The 15,054-nt window shown below is 69.7% G+C and carries 15 protein-coding genes; 8 read left to right on the top strand and 7 right to left on the bottom strand.

Features of this window, described 5'->3' with window-relative positions:
• Positions 1-161: 161 nt before the first annotated feature.
• Together E2L08_RS02360 and E2L08_RS02355 are read left to right on the top strand one after the other, a co-directional pair.
• Complete coding sequence (locus E2L08_RS02360; protein WP_133395459.1) at positions 162-1,382, top strand: capsule polysaccharide biogenesis protein; 1,221 nt, start codon at positions 162-164, stop codon at positions 1,380-1,382.
• A 131-nt stretch (positions 1,383-1,513) separates the two neighbouring features.
• A complete protein-coding gene (locus tag E2L08_RS02355) occupies positions 1,514-2,320 on the top strand; it encodes a MipA/OmpV family protein (protein WP_133395458.1) in 807 nt (268 codons plus the stop codon).
• On the opposite strand, the gene E2L08_RS02350 is transcribed toward E2L08_RS02355, so the two are convergent.
• The 6 genes from E2L08_RS02350 to E2L08_RS02325 all read right to left on the bottom strand — a co-directional run bounded on the left by E2L08_RS02350 (position 2,317) and on the right by E2L08_RS02325 (position 8,480).
• Positions 2,317-3,285, bottom strand: coding sequence for a serine hydrolase domain-containing protein (locus E2L08_RS02350; protein WP_133395457.1), 969 nt, complete (start codon positions 3,283-3,285; stop codon positions 2,317-2,319). The two genes, E2L08_RS02355 and E2L08_RS02350, sit on opposite strands and share 4 nt — an antisense overlap.
• Positions 3,282-4,367, bottom strand: coding sequence for an ABC transporter ATP-binding protein (locus E2L08_RS02345; protein WP_133395456.1), 1,086 nt, complete (start codon positions 4,365-4,367; stop codon positions 3,282-3,284). Before E2L08_RS02345 ends, E2L08_RS02350 begins: the two co-directional genes overlap by 4 nt.
• Positions 4,368-4,371: 4 nt before the next feature.
• Complete coding sequence (locus E2L08_RS02340) at positions 4,372-5,175, bottom strand: carbohydrate ABC transporter permease (protein ID WP_240758079.1); 804 nt, start codon at positions 5,173-5,175, stop codon at positions 4,372-4,374.
• A gap of 85 nt (positions 5,176-5,260) precedes the next feature.
• The gene (locus E2L08_RS02335; RefSeq protein ID WP_240758077.1) at positions 5,261-6,220 is read right to left on the bottom strand and encodes a carbohydrate ABC transporter permease; all 960 of its coding nucleotides are present in this window, start codon (positions 6,218-6,220) and stop codon (positions 5,261-5,263) included.
• 78 nt (positions 6,221-6,298) lie between these two features.
• Positions 6,299-7,558, bottom strand: a complete 1,260-nt coding sequence (locus E2L08_RS02330) for an ABC transporter substrate-binding protein (protein WP_133395455.1) — start codon at positions 7,556-7,558, stop codon at positions 6,299-6,301.
• Between the two features lie 40 nt (positions 7,559-7,598).
• Complete coding sequence (locus E2L08_RS02325; RefSeq protein ID WP_133395454.1) at positions 7,599-8,480, bottom strand: N-acetylmuramic acid 6-phosphate etherase; 882 nt, start codon at positions 8,478-8,480, stop codon at positions 7,599-7,601.
• Between the two features lie 162 nt (positions 8,481-8,642).
• Here E2L08_RS02325 and E2L08_RS02320 point away from each other — a divergent pair, with 162 nt between their 5' ends.
• The 6 genes from E2L08_RS02320 (at position 8,643) to aroQ (ending at position 13,436) form a co-directional block, all read left to right on the top strand.
• On the top strand, positions 8,643-9,593 hold the full coding sequence (locus E2L08_RS02320; RefSeq protein ID WP_133395453.1) for a glucosamine kinase nucleotide-binding domain-containing protein: 951 nt from the start codon (positions 8,643-8,645) through the stop codon (positions 9,591-9,593).
• Positions 9,593-10,309 (top strand): GntR family transcriptional regulator, encoded by a 717-nt coding sequence (locus E2L08_RS02315; RefSeq protein WP_133395452.1) that lies wholly within the window; start codon positions 9,593-9,595, stop codon positions 10,307-10,309. Before E2L08_RS02320 ends, E2L08_RS02315 begins: the two co-directional genes overlap by 1 nt.
• On the top strand, positions 10,306-11,391 hold the full coding sequence (locus E2L08_RS02310) for an N-acetylglucosamine-6-phosphate deacetylase (protein ID WP_133395451.1): 1,086 nt from the start codon (positions 10,306-10,308) through the stop codon (positions 11,389-11,391). The genes E2L08_RS02315 and E2L08_RS02310 overlap by 4 nt, the downstream gene beginning before the upstream one ends.
• 156 nt (positions 11,392-11,547) lie before the next feature.
• A complete protein-coding gene (rpe, locus tag E2L08_RS02305) occupies positions 11,548-12,246 on the top strand; it encodes a ribulose-phosphate 3-epimerase (protein WP_133395450.1) in 699 nt (232 codons plus the stop codon).
• 8 nt (positions 12,247-12,254) lie between these two features.
• Positions 12,255-12,938: a phosphoglycolate phosphatase gene (gene gph / locus E2L08_RS02300; protein WP_133395449.1), complete on the top strand. Its 684-nt coding sequence runs from the start codon at positions 12,255-12,257 to the stop codon at positions 12,936-12,938.
• A gap of 39 nt (positions 12,939-12,977) precedes the next feature.
• Positions 12,978-13,436: a type II 3-dehydroquinate dehydratase gene (aroQ, locus tag E2L08_RS02295; RefSeq protein WP_133395448.1), complete on the top strand. Its 459-nt coding sequence runs from the start codon at positions 12,978-12,980 to the stop codon at positions 13,434-13,436.
• Here the strand turns inward: aroQ and E2L08_RS02290 are convergent.
• Positions 13,421-14,785, bottom strand: a complete 1,365-nt coding sequence (locus tag E2L08_RS02290; protein WP_133395447.1) for an L-serine ammonia-lyase — start codon at positions 14,783-14,785, stop codon at positions 13,421-13,423. The genes aroQ and E2L08_RS02290 overlap by 16 nt on opposite strands.
• Positions 14,786-15,054: the final 269 nt, after the last annotated feature.

Raw genomic sequence — 15,054 nt, 5'->3', positions numbered from 1 at the left:
CGGCCGCATCGCGGCCTTTTCCCCTTCCGGCCCCTGTCTTCACGTCCGGCACCGCATGATTGGACCGCTACCGTAATGGCATTTGTGATCCCTGTCACAGCCCCGTCACGCCCCCGTGCAAAGTTTTTGCCCCGCCATGCCGCCAGCACGGTGTCCGCGGGATGAGCGCGCGCACCCGGCGGTTCCTGTTCCTGCGCGGCCATGCCTCGCCGCTCTGGCCCGCGCTCGCGCGCGCGCTCGAGGCCGAGGGCTGCCCCGTGCGGCGTGTCGCGCTGTCGCTGGCCGATGCCGCGCATTGGGGGCCGAAAGGCGCGCGGTCCTATCGCGGGCGGCTCGAGCGGTGGGAGGGCTGGCTCGACGCGCTGGTCGCGCGCGAGGGGATCACCGACATCCTCTATCACGGCGAGGCGCATCCCTATCACCGCACCGCGCAGGCGGTCGCGGGGCGGCATGGGGCCCTGCCCTGGGTGGTCGAGTTCGGCTATTTCCGCCCCGACTGGCTGGTGCTGGAGCGTGGCGGGATGGGGGCGTTCTCGGATTTTCCGCGCGATCCCCACGCGATCCGCACCCTGGCCCGCGGGCAGCCCGACCCCGATTTCGTCGTGCGCCATACCCACAGCCCCGCGCGCGAGATCGCCACCGAGATCGCGTGGCAGGCGCTCGAGACCCTCGGGCGGCCGCTCTATCCGGGGTTTCGCGCCGATCGGCCCAACGGGTTGATCGCGCAGGCGCCGGCCGCGTTTCGCACCTGGGCGCGCGGGCCCCATGAGGCGCGGCGCGCCGACGGGCTGTCGGCGCGGCTGAGCGCCGAGGCCGTGACCTATCACCTTGTGCTTCTTCAACTTTTCAGCGATTACCAGGTGCGGCAGGGCGCCGGGTTTCCCACCCCCGAGGCGTTCCTGCGCCATGTGCTCGCGTCCTTTGCGGCCCATGCCCCCGCCGGGCACCATCTGGTCGTCAAGCGCCATCCGCTCGACAACGGGGCCGAGCGCTGGCCCGACCTGACCACGGGGATCGCTCGCGAGATGGGCGTCCCGGACCGGGTCGCCTGCATCAAGGGCGGCGATCTGCGCGCCTGGTTGCGCGGTGCAAAGGGGGCGGTCACGATCAACTCCACCGCCGCGATCCCCGCGATCGGCGCGGGTATTCCCGTCTGCGCGCTGGGCCGGGCGGTCTATGACGTGCCGGGATTGACCCACCAGGGCGGACTAGACCGGTTCTGGGCCGCGCCCGACCCCGTCGATGCCCCCCTCGCGCGGGATTTCTTTCGCGCCCTCGCCGCGCGGCAGGTCAAGGGATCGTTCTACCACCCCGAGGGCCGGGCGCTGGCCGTCTCGGGGCTGGTCGCGCGCTTGCTGGCCGCCGATCCGCGCGACGGGTGACGCGGCCACCTGAGGCGTTTCGGCCACGATCCCGCGGGAAACGCCGCCGCCCGTGTCCCGCACCACGCAAACTGCCTAGAAGCGGGATCAAGAGCCACGCGCGCGCGGCGCGCCCGAAGCCCGAGGTTTCCATGACCCGTTTCGCCATCCTTCTCGCCACCACGGGCGCCCTCGTTTCGGGGCCGGTGCTTGCCGCCGGGATGCTCGAGCCGCTTCCCGAGACGATGGTCTATACCCCTGCCCCGAAGTCGGTGCCGCCCGCGCCGCGGCTGGTGTTCTCGGTGCTCGGCGGGGTCAAGGCGGCGCCCGAATATTTCGGCAGCGACGATTACGAGTTCGGCCCCAGCCTCGGCTTCAAGCTGCATTTCCTCAATTTCGGCAATGGCCGCAGCTTTGGCGACCCCGATCCCTTCGCGCCCGGCGAGGGCCTGTCGTTGCGCGGGTCGTTCCGGTACATCTCGGAACGTGAGGATGTCGGCACGCTGGACGATATCGACGCCACGCTCGAGGTCGGGTTCGGGCTGGGCTACGAGGGCGAGAACCTGTCGGTCTTTGCCGATCTGCGCCGCGGTTTCGGCGGGCACGAAGGTTTCGTGGTCGAGGTGGGCGGCGATGCCATCTACCGCGCCTCGGACCGCATGACGCTGACGCTGGGCCCGCGCGTTCTGTTCGGCGACGAGGACTACAACCAGACCTATTTCGGCATCTCGACCTCCGAGATCGGGCCGGATTACAAGTTCTACCAGCCCGATGGCGGTCTGGTCAGTATCGGGCTCGAGGCGGGGATGGAATATCGCCTGACCGACAAGCTCGCGCTCGAGGGCGCGCTGCGCTATGACAATCTCACCGGACATGCGCATCCTAGCGACGTGATCGCGAATGGCGACAACGACCAGTTCACGGTCAAGTTCGGCATCCGGCGGGCCTTCAGCTTCTAGGGCGCGCCCGAGGTCAGCGCGTCGCCAACCGCCCGGCGCAGCGCGTCGATGCCGCTCTCGGCATGGCGCGAGGGATGCACGCGGTTGGTCAGCAGCGCCCAGGCGAGCCCCCGCGCGGGATCGACCCAGACCCCCGTGCCGGTAAAGCCGGTGTGACCCCGCGCCGCCTCGGACGCCCCGTCCCCGCCCGGCCAGCCGTCATGGCGGGCCTCCCACCCTATGCCGCGACGCGCCGACATGCGCCGCCGTTCGGGATGGTCGGGTCCGAGGTCGAGCAGCGTCTCGCCCGCCGCCAGCACGGCCGCCGCCGTTCCGAAAAGCCCGGCATGGCCTGCACCTTCGAGAGCAAAGGCGTTCTCGTCATGCACCTCGCCGCATAGGATGCGCCCGCGCCAGGGGCAGGCCTCGGTCGCGGCACAATCGGCCGGATCGGGGGCAAAGGTCAGCCCCGCGCGGGGCGGCATGGACAGGATCGACCGCCCCTCGATCCGTTCGAGCGCGATGCCCAGCAGGATGAAGTTGAGGTCGGAATAGACCGGATCGCCGCGCGGCCAGTCCTGCCCCAGAACGAAGGCTCGCAGTGCCGCCGGACCGTCGCCCCGCGCGTAAAGCGGCCATGTCGCGGGAAAGCCGGTGCGATGGGCCAGGCAATCGGCGAAACTCACCCCCCGCACGGCGCCCGCGGCATCGTCGAGCACCGTGCCCAGCGGCGCGTCGAGCGCGATCCGCCCCGCCTCGGCATGGTCGAGGATGCGCCTCGTGGTGAACAGCACCTTGGTGGGCGACGCGAGGTCGAACACCGTGTCGCGCGTCATCGTGCGGCGTGTCGGCAGCAGGCTGGCATGGCCCGTGAAATGGTAACGCCGTGCGCCGCCCTGGTCGCGGGCCGCCAGCACGCCGCCGGGAATCCGTCCGGCCGACACCGCGGCGTCGAGCAGCGCCGCCGCCCGGTCGAACCCCCTCACGCGATCAAGGCGTGGCGCTCGCGATGCGGGTGCGCGCGGCCCTCGCCGTCAAAGACATGCAGGCTTTCGGGGCGCAAGCGCAGGCCGACGCTCTCGCCGCTTTGCTGCGTGACCGAGCCATCGGCGCGCACGACGAACGGCTCGGGCTCGCCCAGATCGACATGGAGGAACGTCTCGCCGCCCAGACGCTCGGCCACCAGGACCTCGCCGGTCAGATGGCCCTCGCCCGCCGCGCAGAGCCCGACATGCTCGGGGCGGATGCCCAGTTCGACCACGTCGCTGCCCGGCTCGACCGGCAGATCGAGGGGGCGTGACCCGGCGGCGGTGACATGGCCCTGCCCGTCGCGCGCGGCGGGCAGAAAGTTCATCCTGGGGCTGCCGATGAACCCCGCGACGAACCGGTTCTCGGGGTGATGATAGAGTTCGAGCGGCGTGCCCACCTGTTCGATCCGGCCGTCGCGCAGGACGACGATGCGGTCGGCCAGCGTCATCGCCTCGACCTGGTCGTGGGTGACGTAGATCATCGTCGTCTTGAGCCGCTTGTGCAGGCGCAGGATCTCGACCCGCATCTGCACCCGCAGCGCCGCGTCGAGATTGGACAGCGGCTCGTCGAACAGGAATATCTCGGGGTCGCGGACGATGGCGCGCCCGATGGCCACGCGCTGACGCTGCCCGCCCGAAAGCTCTTTGGGCTTGCGCTTGAGCAGCGGCTCGAGCCCAAGAATATCGGCGGCGTGGCGCACGCGCTTGTCGATCACCGCCTTGTCCTCGCCCGCGTGACGCAAGGCAAAGGCCATGTTCCCATAGACGTCCTTGTGCGGGTAGAGCGCGTAACTCTGAAACACCATCGCGATGCCCCGGTCGGCGGGGGCGATGTCGTTCACCACCTCGTCGCCGATGGCGATCTCGCCGCCCGAGATCGGCTCGAGCCCGGCGATCATCCGCAAGAGCGTCGATTTCCCGCAGCCCGACGGCCCGACGAAGACCACGAACTCGCCGTCGCGCACCTCGAGATCGACGCCATGGATGACGTCGATGCGGCCAAAGCTCTTGCGGACCTTGCGCAGGACGAGTTGCGACATGGATCTATCCTTTCACGGCGCCCGAGGTGATCCCGGCGATGAGCTGGCGCGAGAAGATGGCATAGAGCGCCAGTACCGGCAGGATGGCGATGGACAGCGAGGCGAGCACCGCGCTCCAGTTCACGGTGTATTGCCCGATGAATTGCTGCACGCCCAGCGTCACGGTCTTGGTGGCATCCGACGAGGCGAGGATCAGCGGGAACCACAGGTCGTTCCAGATCGGGATCATCGAGAACACCGCGACCGTCGCCAGCACGGGGCGGATCAGCGGCAGCACGACCTCGAAGAAGATGCGGTATTCCGACAGCCCGTCGACGCGGGCGCAATCCTTGATGTCGCGGCTGAGCGTGCGCATGAACTCCGACAGGATGAACACCGCGATGGGCAGCCCCTGCGCGGTATAGACGAGGATGAGCGACAGCAGCGTGTTGACGAGATCCAGATCGACCATGAGCTGAAGGATCGCCACCGTGCCCAGCCGGATCGGCACCATGATGCCGAGGATCATGTAGATCCCCAGAAGCGTGTTCAGCCGGAACCGGTACTCGGCCAGCGCATGTGCCGCCATGGCGCCCAGAAGCAGGATCAGGAAAAGCGAGGCGACGGTGACGATCAGCGAGTTGCCGTAATAGAGCGCGAAATTACCCTCTCCCAGCACGGTCGCATAACCTTCGAGGCTGAAGCTCCGGGCGTCGGGCAGTCCCAGCGGATCGCCGAAGATGCCCCGCCGGTTCTTGAAACTGTTCATCACCACCAGCACGACGGGAAACAGCGCGATCAGCGTGTAGCCCGCGAGCACGAGGTGCACGCCCGCCGCGGCGCCCGTGCGTCTGGAACGGCCGCGGCGCGAGCGTCGGGTCTCGGGCGGGGCGGTTTGGGTCACGCGGCGATCCTCACATCTCGTAGCGGGTCAGGCGGCGCTGCACGCCGACGAGGTAGATCGTCACCCCGATCAGGATGATGAAGAACATCATGCTGGCCACGGTCGCGCCCATGTGGATGTCGCCGATTTGGGTCTGCTGCCCGAAGAAGGTGCGGAACATGAGCGTGCCCATGATGTCGGTCGAATAATCCGGCGGCCCGAGCACGCCCTGGATTGAATAGATCAGGTCGAAGGACGCGGTGAAATTGCCGATATAGGTCAGGATCGCGACGATCCCGAGCGTGGGCAGGATGAGCGGCAGCTTGACCTTCCAGAAGATCGCCACGCCCGACAGCCCGTCGACCCGCGCCGCGTCCAGAAGCTCGTCGGGGATTGAGAGCAGCGCGGCATAGATCAGCATCATCGGGATGCCGACATATTGCCAGACCGAGATCAGCGATACCGCCGTCAGCGCCGAGCTTTCCAGCCCCAGCCACGGCGCATAGAGCCAACCCAGCCCGACCGCGCCCAGCATGGTCTGCGCCACGCCCCAGAGCGGCGAGAGGATCAGTTCCCATACGAAGCCGACGATGACGACCGAGAGCAGGGTCGGCACGAAGATCAGCGTGCGATACGCCCCCGCAAAGCGCGGCGCGAGCGACAGCAGCGCCGCCAGCAACAGGCCCAGAGGGTTCTGCACGACCATGTGGATGAAAAACAGGATCAGGTTGTTCCAGAGGGCGTTCCAGAACCGCACCGCCCAGTTCGGATCGGACAAGAGCGTCGTGTAATTGCCGAGCCCCGTCCATACGGCGGAGCCGTCGTCGAGCCCGTCGAAAAGCGACAGGCGCAGCGACTCGATCAGCGGATAGATGGAAAAGACGGTATAGATCAGCACCGCGGGCGCGAGGAACACGACGATATGGGTCCGGCCGCCGAGGCGACGCTTGCGCCGCGGCGTCGGGCGCCGCTCGACGGTGTCGGTTATCACGTCGGTCAAGGGCCGCTCCTGGCTGGGCGCGTGGTGAGGGCCCGGCCCCTGCGCGATGCGGCGGGGCCGGGCTGCGGCTCAGTTCTGCTGGGGCTCGTACCAGCTTGCGAGACCCTGCTGAAGCTCGGCCGTCGCCTCCTCGGGGGTGGCGGCGTCGTTCAGCACGTTGGCCGAAAGAACCCACATGTTGTTCCAGGTGTTCGGCTCGCCGCGCGACAGGATCTGCGAGGCGACGCGCACGGTGCTTTCGCAGTTCTCGCGGAACTCGATGAACTCTTGCGCGAGCGGGTTGTCGACCTCGAACTGGGCATCCGACAGCGAGAAGAAGCCGGGCAGCGCGTTGGTATAGAGCTCGGCGAACTCGGGGCTTGCCACCCATTCGAGGAAGGTGCGCGCGGCTTCGGGATGGTCGGTCGCCGCGTTCATGCCGAGCCCGATATCGGTGTGGTCCGAGATATAGCAGGTATCGCCCGCGTTCTGCACCGGCGGCGGAAAGGCCCCCATCTCGAAATCCGCGGCCTCGGTAAAGCCCGTGATCTCCCAGCTGCCGGCGGGGTAGATCGCCGCGCGGCCCAGCGTGAACAGGTTCTGGCTGTCGGAATAGCCCTGCGCCTGGTAGGCCGGCCCCATGTAGTCGGTCCAGCGCACCATCTGCTCGTAGGGGGCGACGAATTGCGGATCGGTAAAGGCAGCGGTGCCGTCGATCAGCGCCTGGCGCCCCTCCTCGCCCTTCCAGTAGTTCGGGCCGATATTGGTATAGGCCATGGTCGCCGCTTCCCACTGGTCGGCGCTGCCCATAGCGAGCGGGATATAGCTGCCATCCTCCTTGATGGCGTCGAGCACGGCAAAGAACTCGTCGACCGTCTCTGGCTCTTCGAGGCCGAGCTCGGCAAAGGCGTCGGCATTGTAGATGAAGCCGTGGATGACCGAGGCCATCGGCACGCAGAAGGTGGACGCGCCGTCATCGGTCGACCACGCCGCCCGCGCGAAATCCGGGAAGTTCGACAGCCCGTCAAGATCCGAGATATCGGCAAGCTGACCCTTGTTGAAAAGCGGCAGCGAGCCGTCGAAGGACCGGCAGGTGACGAGATCGCCCGCCGTGCCGCCCTCGAGCCGGGCGTTGAGCGCGGCGTTGTACTCGGTGGGCGCGGTGGGCGTGAACTCGATATTGATGTCGGGATGCTTTTCCTCGAAGGCCGGGATCAGCGTGTCGTTCCAGATCGCCTGATCCTCGGAACGCCAGCTTTCCACCGTCAGCGTGACCTCCTGCGCGAGCGCGGCGCCCGCCCCGAGGCACAACGCCAGCCCGGCCGTGGTGGTGAACATCGTCGGTTTCATCTTGTCTCTCTCCCTTTGGTTCCCGCGCCGTGCGCGCGTCTTATTGCGGCTCGGCCAGTGCGGCGCGCAGAACGCCGCCATGGCGCGCCATCCGCGCCTTTGCCCCCTCGCGATCCTCGCCCGTCAGGACAAGAGCCGCCGTCCCGATATCGCCGCCCGTCTGCGCCAGCGCGGCCCGCGCCGCGGCGTCCTCGGCCGGCACGATCCGGCGCAGGATTTCGACGCGCCGCTCGTCGAGCTTGGCGTTCGACGAGGCGAGATGCGACATGAGGTTGGAATAGGTCCGCCCCAGCCGCACCATCAGCGCCGTCGAGAATACGTTGAGCGCGATCTTCTGCGCCGTGCCCGCCGCCATGCGGGTCGAGCCTGCAAGAACCTCGGCCCCCGTGTCCAGCGCGATCGGATGGGCGACCGCCCCCGCCAGCGCCGCGCCGGGGTTGTTAAACAGCCCCACGGTCAGCGCGCCGCGCGCATGGGCGGCCCCGGCGGCGGCCAGCGCATAGGGCGTGCGCCCGCTCGCCGCGACGGCGACCAGCACATCGGACGGCCCGAGCCCCAGATCGTCGATGCTGCGGGCGACGCCGGCATCGTCCTCGGCCCCCTCGATCGAGCGCACCAGCGCCGCGTCGCCCCCCGCCATGAGATAGACGAGCCGCGCATCGGGCCAGCCGAAAGTCGGAAACAGCTCGACCCCGTCCTGAACCGCGATCCGCCCCGAGGCCCCGGCCCCGCAATAGACGAGCCGCCCCGCGCCATCGGCCAGCCGCGCCGCCGCCGCATCCACCGCGCGGGCGAGATCGGCCTGCACCGCGCGCACGGCGGCCGCCGCGCCGAGCTGCCCCTCGACCAATGCCGCGACGGCCTCGTCGGTCGGCCAGAGATCGAGGCCGGCGAAACGGGGGCTCACGGTTTCGGTTGTCATGCAATCCTCTGGGGGTGACGAATCGGGGCGGGTTCGGTCAGGATCATCGCAGACCATACCCGACGCAATACCATTATCGCGCCTGTCCCTACCGCTTTCGCCTTTGGTATTGCGGGCCATGCTCGCGGGCCATACCTTTCCCGCCAAGGACGGAGCGCCCGGATGAGCGATGGCGGATTTCTTGCACTGGTCGACGGCGGCGGCACCGGCTCGCGGCTGCGCCTCGTGGCCCCCGACGGCACCATCGCCGGCGAGGCGACGGCCGGACCGGCCAGCCTGACGCTGGGCGTGGCGCTATCCTGGAACAGCATCGCCGACGCGCTGGCCCGCGCCTGCGCGCCGGGTCCGGCGCCGCGCGCCCCGCGGCTGTGGTGCGGGCTTGCCGGGGGCCGCAGCCCCGCGCGCCAGGCCGAGTTCCGCGCGACCGACCCGTTCGACTGCACCGAGATCGTCATCGTCACCGACGGGTTCGCGTCGCTGGTCGGCGCCCATGCCGGCCGACCGGGCACCGCGCTTGCCGTCGGGACCGGCGTCGCCGCCTTTGCACTGGGGGACGACGGCGCGGTGAGCAGCGCCAGCGCCTGGGGCTTCGCCATCGGCGACGAGGGCGGCGGAGCGTGGATGGGGCGGCGCGCGGTCACGGCGCTCAGCCAATGGCTTGACGGGCGGCAGATCGAGGGCGGGACGCTTTGCCCCCGGCTGGCGGGGATCGTGGGCGGCGGGTTCGACGCGATCCAGTCATGGCTTTCGGGCGCGACCGCGACGACTTTCGCCACGCTCGCCCCGGCCGTGGTCGAAGAGGCCGAAAACGGGTGCCCCGTCGCGGGCGCCATCCTGTCGGACGCGATCGCCGAGCTGACGCGCGCGGTCGATGCCGTGGCGCCCGCGGGGCCGCTGGCGCTGCTCGGCGGGCTCGCCCCGGTCGTCGCCCCGCGCCTGCCGCACCGGCTGGCCGCCCGGCTGACACCGCCGCAGGGCGGCGCGCTGGACGGTCTGGCGCTGATGGCCGCGCGCGGCTGGCGCGGCGAGGCCATCGCCCCCGCCCCGGCCGGGCCGACGCCGCCCCCCGGCTGGCGCGGCTGGCAAGCGGCCCGGACGGGGTTGCGGGCCTGATGCGACAGCCCGGCCCCCATCCCGAGGCGCAACCGCTTTACCGCGCGCTGGCCGACCGCCTCGCGCGCGAGATCGAGCGGGGCGAGATCGCGCCGGGCGCCGCGCTGCCACCCGAAAGGGTGCTGGCCGAGACGCATGGCCTGTCGCGCGTGACGGTGCGCAAGGCGCTCGACCGGCTGAGCCGCGCGGGGCTGGTGGAGCAAAGGCGCGGGGCGGGCACCTTCGTCACAAGACAGAGGTTGCGTCCCACGGCGCGGCTCACCTCGTTCTCCGAGGACGTGGCCGCGCGCGGCATGGTCGCCGGATCGCGCGTCGTCAGCAGCGGCACCGGCATCGCGACGCCCGACGAGGTGCTGGGCCTCGGGCTGACGCCCGGCCATCCGGTGACGCGGATCACGCGGCTGCGCACCGCCGACGGGCAACCGCTGGCGGTCGAGGCATCGACCGTGCTGCCCGAGGCGCTGCCCGATCCCGGCGCGGTCGGAACCTCGCTTTACGCCGCGATGGCCGCGCATGGGCTTCGGCCGGTGCGCGCGGTCCAGCGCCTGACCGCGGTCGCCGTCGACGCGGCGCTGGCCGCCCTGCTCGACGTGGCGCCCGGCGCGCCGGGGCTGCTTGTCACGCGGGTCGGATACGCCGCGGGCGATCGCGCGGTCGAGTTCACGCGCTCGACCTTTCGCGGCGACCGCTGGGATTTCGTAACGGAGATGTCATGAAGATCGAAGGTTCCATCCTGACGCCCGACGGCTGGCGCGCGGGCGAGATCCATCTCGGCGCGACGATCGAAGCCATCGAGGGGGCGCCGACGGACGCCCCGCGGGCGCCCCATATCCTGCCGGGCTTCGTCGATCTGCACAATCACGGCGGCGGCGGCGCCGACATGATGGAGGGCGAGCAGGCGCTGCGCCGCGCCGTCCGCACCCATGCCCGCCACGGCACGACGGCGCTTGCCGCGACATCGGTCACGGCGCCCGACGCGCAGACCGAGGCGTTTCTCGACGCGGTCGCCGCGGTCATGCAAAGACCCGAGCCGCAGGGTGCGCGCGTGCTGGGCGCGCATCTCGAGGGGCCCTTCATCAACCCCGGCAAGCTCGGTGCGCAACCGCCCCATGCCCGCGATCCCGATATCGCGCAGATCGAGGCCTGGGCCGCCCGTGCGCGGGTCATCATCATGACCTTCGCCCCCGAGATCGACGCCGACGGCGCGCTCATGGACGCGCTCGACCGGCTGGGGATCAAGGCGCAGATGGGCCATTCGCTCTGCGATCACGCCTGCGCCCGCGCGGGATTCGCGCGCGGTGCGGGCGCCACGCATCTCTTCAACGCGATGAGCGGCATCAGCCATCGCGGCAACGGGTTGGCGGGGGCGGCCCTCGCCCATGCCGACTGGGCCGAGATCATCCCCGACCTGATCCATGTCGAGGCAGGCGCGATCCTCGCCGCCCGACGGGCCATCCCCAACCTCTACGGCGTGACCGACGCGACGGCCGGCGCGGGGATGCCCGACGGCACCTATCACCTCGGCGGGCAGACCGTGACCCGCGCACAGGGGGCCATGCGCCTGCCCGACGGCACGCTGGCGGGATCGGCGCTGGTGATGGACCGGGCCTTGCGCAACCTCGTATCCATCGGCCTGCCGCTGGCCGAGGCGTCGCGCCGCCTGTCGACCCTGCCCGCCGACTGGATCGGCGCGGCCGATTGCGGACGCCTGCGGCCGGGCGCGCGGGCAGATCTCGCGATCTTCGACGGCGAGCTCGCGCTGATCCGCACCGTCATCGGCGGCGCCGAGATCGGCTGAGCCGACCGACGCCCCTGCACCGAATCTTCTCTTTCCCAAATACCCATATCCCGAGGCCCGCGTCCCGCGCATCGCGGCCCCCTGCGCCGAGCGCTCTTAACCTTCGCCCCGCGCTCGCCTATCAGGGGGTCAGCCGCATCGAACCGGAGCCTGCCCATGTCCTTCGACCGCCGCATCAGGATCGCCCCCTCGATCCTTTCGGCCGATTTCGCCGATTTCGGCGCCGAGATCCGCGCCGTCGAGGATCAGGGCGCGGATTGGGTCCATATCGACGTGATGGACGGGCATTTCGTCCCGAACCTGACCTTCGGCCCGCAGGCCGTCTCTGCGTTCCGCCCCCACGTGAAAACGCTGATGGACGTCCACCTGATGATCGCGCCGGTCGATCCCTATATCGCGGCCTTTGCCGATGCGGGGGCCGACCGGCTGACCGCCCATGTCGAGGCCGGACCGCATATCCACCGCACGGTTCAGGCGATCCGCGACGCGGGGATGACGGCGGGGGTGGCGCTCAACCCCGCCACCCCGGCCGAAGCCGCAATGCATCTGCTCGACCTCGTCGACCTCGTGCTGGTGATGACGGTGAACCCCGGCTTCGGCGGGCAGTCCTTCATCGATCTGACGGACAAGATCGCGACGCTGCGCGCGGCCATCGGGGACCGGCCCGTTCATATCCAGGTCGATGGCGGGATCACCCCCGAGACCGCGCCGCGGGTCGCACGAGCCGGCGCCGATGCGCTGGTCGCGGGCAGCGCGGTGTTTCGCGGCGGCTCGGTCGATGCGCCCGAGGCCTATGGGCGCAACATCGCCGCGCTCCGCCGTGCCGCCGAAGGTGCCACCGGAACGATGGCCTGAGCCCGTCCATGGCCCGCATCGTCTTTGACCTCGACGGCACGCTGCTGAATTCGGCGCCCGATATCTGCGCCGCCGGCAATGCCGCCCTCGCCACACTGCCCGCCCCCCGCCCCGCGCCGCTGAGCCTTGGCGAGGCCACCGGCTTCATCGGGTCGGGTGCCGATCAGTTCGTCGCGCGAATGCGCGCCGCGCGGGGGATCGATGCCGCCGCCCACCCGGCGCTGCTCGCAACCTTCATCGACGCCTACGAGGGCGCAACCGGGCTGACGCGGGCCTATCCGGGCGCGGTCGAGGCGATCGACGCGTTGCGCGCCGCGGGCCACAGGCTGGGCATCTGCACGAACAAGCCGGTCGGCCCGCTGGCCGCCGTGCTCGACGCGTTCGATCTGGCGCGCCGGTTCGAGGTCTCCATCGGGGGCGACACGCTGCCGGTGCGCAAGCCCGACCCCGCGCCGTTACGCGCCGCGCTGGAGGCGTTGGGCAAAGGGCCCTGCCTTTTCGTGGGGGATAGCGAAACCGATGCCGAGACGGCGCGGGCCGCAAGCGTGCCCTTTCTCCTCTTCACCGGCGGCTATCGCAAGGCCGCACCGCGCGATCTGCCGCATGACGCGCTCTTCGACGATCACGCGGCGCTACCCGATCTGGTCGCCGGGATGCTGGCGGGCATTCCCGATCCGGCCACGGCGCGCTAGGCTGCGGCACGATTCACCCGACCCCGGCAGGCCCATCCCATGCAGACGATCCTCTTGATCAACGGTCCGAACCTGAACCTGCTGGGACAGCGCGAACCCGAGATCTACGGCGCGGAGACGCTGGCCGATGTCGAAAGGCGGTGCCGCGCGCTCCTGCCCGAGGGGGTCGACCTGCGCGCCGTGCAATCCAATCACGAAGGCGCGCTGATCGACGCGATCCAGGACGCGCGCGGAACGGCCGCGGGGATCGTGATCAATCCCGGCGCCTATTCCCATAGCTCGGTCGGGATACTCGACGCGTTATCGGCCTATGAGGGGCCGGTGATCGAGGTGCATATCTCGAACATCCACCGCCGCGAGAGCTTTCGCCACCACTCCTTCGTCTCGGCGCGGGCCGAGGGCGTGATCGCCGGGTTGGGGATCGAGGGCTACGAGGCCGCGATCCGCCGGGTGCTGACGCTGATCGGCCGCGGAGACGTGGATCAGCAATTGGGGTGATTGACGGCCAGCCCGCCGAGGCTGGTTTCCTTGTAATTATCGTGCATGTCGCGCCCGGTTTGCAACATCGCCGCGATGCAGTCGTCGAGCGATATGAAATGCCGCCCGTCGCCCCGCATCGCGAGCGCGGCCGCCGTGATCGCCTTTATGGCGCCCATTCCGTTGCGCTCGATACAGGGCACTTGCACCAGTCCACGGACCGGGTCGCAGGTCATGCCCAGGTGATGCTCGAGCGCGATCTCGGCGGCGTTCTCGACCTGTGGCGGCGTGCCGCCAAGAAGCTCGGTCAGCCCAGCCGCCGCCATGGCCGAGGCCGAGCCGACCTCGGCCTGGCACCCGCAATCGGCCCCCGAGATCGAGGCGTTGGTCTTGATGATCCCGCCGATGGCCGCCGCCGTCAGCAGGTAGCGGCGCAGCCTCACGTCGTCCCAGCCGATGCCGAGCGCCTCGACTGCGTAGCGCATGACCGCCGGAACGATGCCCGCCGCGCCGTTGGTGGGCGCGGTGACGACCCGGCCACCGACCGCGTTTTCCTCGTTGACGGCGACGGCATAGGCGGCGACTTTCTCGAACGCGGCATGGGGCAAGCCGGTCGCATCGCCGCCCGACGCCAGCCCGCGCGCCCGCCGGTCGAGGTTAAGGCCGCCCGGCAAGGTGCCCTGCGCGCGCAGCCCGCGATCCATGCACAGGCGCATGGCATCCACGATGGCGTCGAGCTCGGACCAGAGGAACACCGCGTCATGGCGCGACAGCTCGTTGCGAAGTTTCATCTCGCTGACCGACAGGACGCTTTCCGTGGCCATCGCCAGCAGATCGGCCGCCGAGGAAAAGGGGAACGGGACCGGGCTGCCCGTATCGGGCGCGTCCGCTGCAGCCGCCATCTCGTCATCGCGCAAGACAAAGCCGCCGCCGATGGAGTACCAGGTTTCCTCGGCCAGCGTCTCGCCCTCGGGCGAAAAGGTTCGGAAAGTCAGGGCATTGGTATGGCCGGGCAGCTTCTTGCCCCGTGCGAAGACGACCGCCGCTTCGGGGTCGAGCGCGCGTTGCACCCCGTCATGGCAGCCGAGGATCTGGTCGCCATTGAGCCGGGCGAGAACGGCGTCGGCCGCGTCGCGGTCGAAATGGCGGGGCTCGAATCCCGCCAGCCCCAGCAGCACGGCCGTATCGGTGGCATGCCCCTTGCCGGTATAGGCGAGCGAGCCCCAAAGCGTGACCTCGACCCCGAGATCGGACGCCTGCCCGTCGAGATGCGCGGCCGCGAACCGCCGGGCCGCCGTCATCGGGCCCATCGTATGCGACGAGGACGGGCCGATCCCGATCTTGAAGAGTTCGAGCACGGACAGGAACATGGCATGGGCCTCCGGTGATTTGCCCGAAGGCTAGCCGAGGTGGGAGCCAACCGCCATCCACGGGCGACCGACCGCGATACGTTCGCGATGCGCAAGCGGGGTTCGGGCGGGAAGACGGTGCCAGATCCATACAGCGAGGCAAAAGGCAAACACACGAACACCCCCGCCATTTCTGGCGGGGGTGTTTTGTATCGTTTCAGAGATACGTTTAGATGTCGTTCGCCAGGTCTGGCGGTGACCTACTCTCCCACGTCTTGAGACGCAGTACC

Origin of the sequence: Palleronia sediminis (assembly GCF_004358695.1) — a bacterium.
Lineage (GTDB): Bacteria > Pseudomonadota > Alphaproteobacteria > Rhodobacterales > Rhodobacteraceae > Palleronia > Palleronia sediminis.
The sequence above is the reverse complement of the archived record's forward strand: the minus strand, read 5'-3'. Positions and strand labels throughout refer to the sequence as shown.

What these genes read in the sequence shown, in the direction of transcription:
- E2L08_RS02345 (WP_133395456.1), bottom strand. Translation starts at nt 4,367, where the DNA reads ATGTCGCAACTCGTCCTGCGCAAGGTCCGCAAGAGCTTTGGCCGCATC.
- E2L08_RS02330 (WP_133395455.1), bottom strand. Translation starts at nt 7,558, where the DNA reads ATGAAACCGACGATGTTCACCACCACGGCCGGGCTGGCGTTGTGCCTC.
- E2L08_RS02315 (WP_133395452.1), top strand. Translation starts at nt 9,593, where the DNA reads ATGCGACAGCCCGGCCCCCATCCCGAGGCGCAACCGCTTTACCGCGCG.
- gph (WP_133395449.1), top strand. Translation starts at nt 12,255, where the DNA reads ATGGCCCGCATCGTCTTTGACCTCGACGGCACGCTGCTGAATTCGGCG.
- E2L08_RS02325 (WP_133395454.1), bottom strand. Translation starts at nt 8,480, where the DNA reads ATGACAACCGAAACCGTGAGCCCCCGTTTCGCCGGCCTCGATCTCTGG.
- E2L08_RS02355 (WP_133395458.1), top strand. Translation starts at nt 1,514, where the DNA reads ATGACCCGTTTCGCCATCCTTCTCGCCACCACGGGCGCCCTCGTTTCG.
- E2L08_RS02360 (WP_133395459.1), top strand. Translation starts at nt 162, where the DNA reads ATGAGCGCGCGCACCCGGCGGTTCCTGTTCCTGCGCGGCCATGCCTCG.
- rpe (WP_133395450.1), top strand. Translation starts at nt 11,548, where the DNA reads ATGTCCTTCGACCGCCGCATCAGGATCGCCCCCTCGATCCTTTCGGCC.
- aroQ (WP_133395448.1), top strand. Translation starts at nt 12,978, where the DNA reads ATGCAGACGATCCTCTTGATCAACGGTCCGAACCTGAACCTGCTGGGA.
- E2L08_RS02320 (WP_133395453.1), top strand. Translation starts at nt 8,643, where the DNA reads ATGAGCGATGGCGGATTTCTTGCACTGGTCGACGGCGGCGGCACCGGC.
- E2L08_RS02290 (WP_133395447.1), bottom strand. Translation starts at nt 14,785, where the DNA reads ATGTTCCTGTCCGTGCTCGAACTCTTCAAGATCGGGATCGGCCCGTCC.
- E2L08_RS02310 (WP_133395451.1), top strand. Translation starts at nt 10,306, where the DNA reads ATGAAGATCGAAGGTTCCATCCTGACGCCCGACGGCTGGCGCGCGGGC.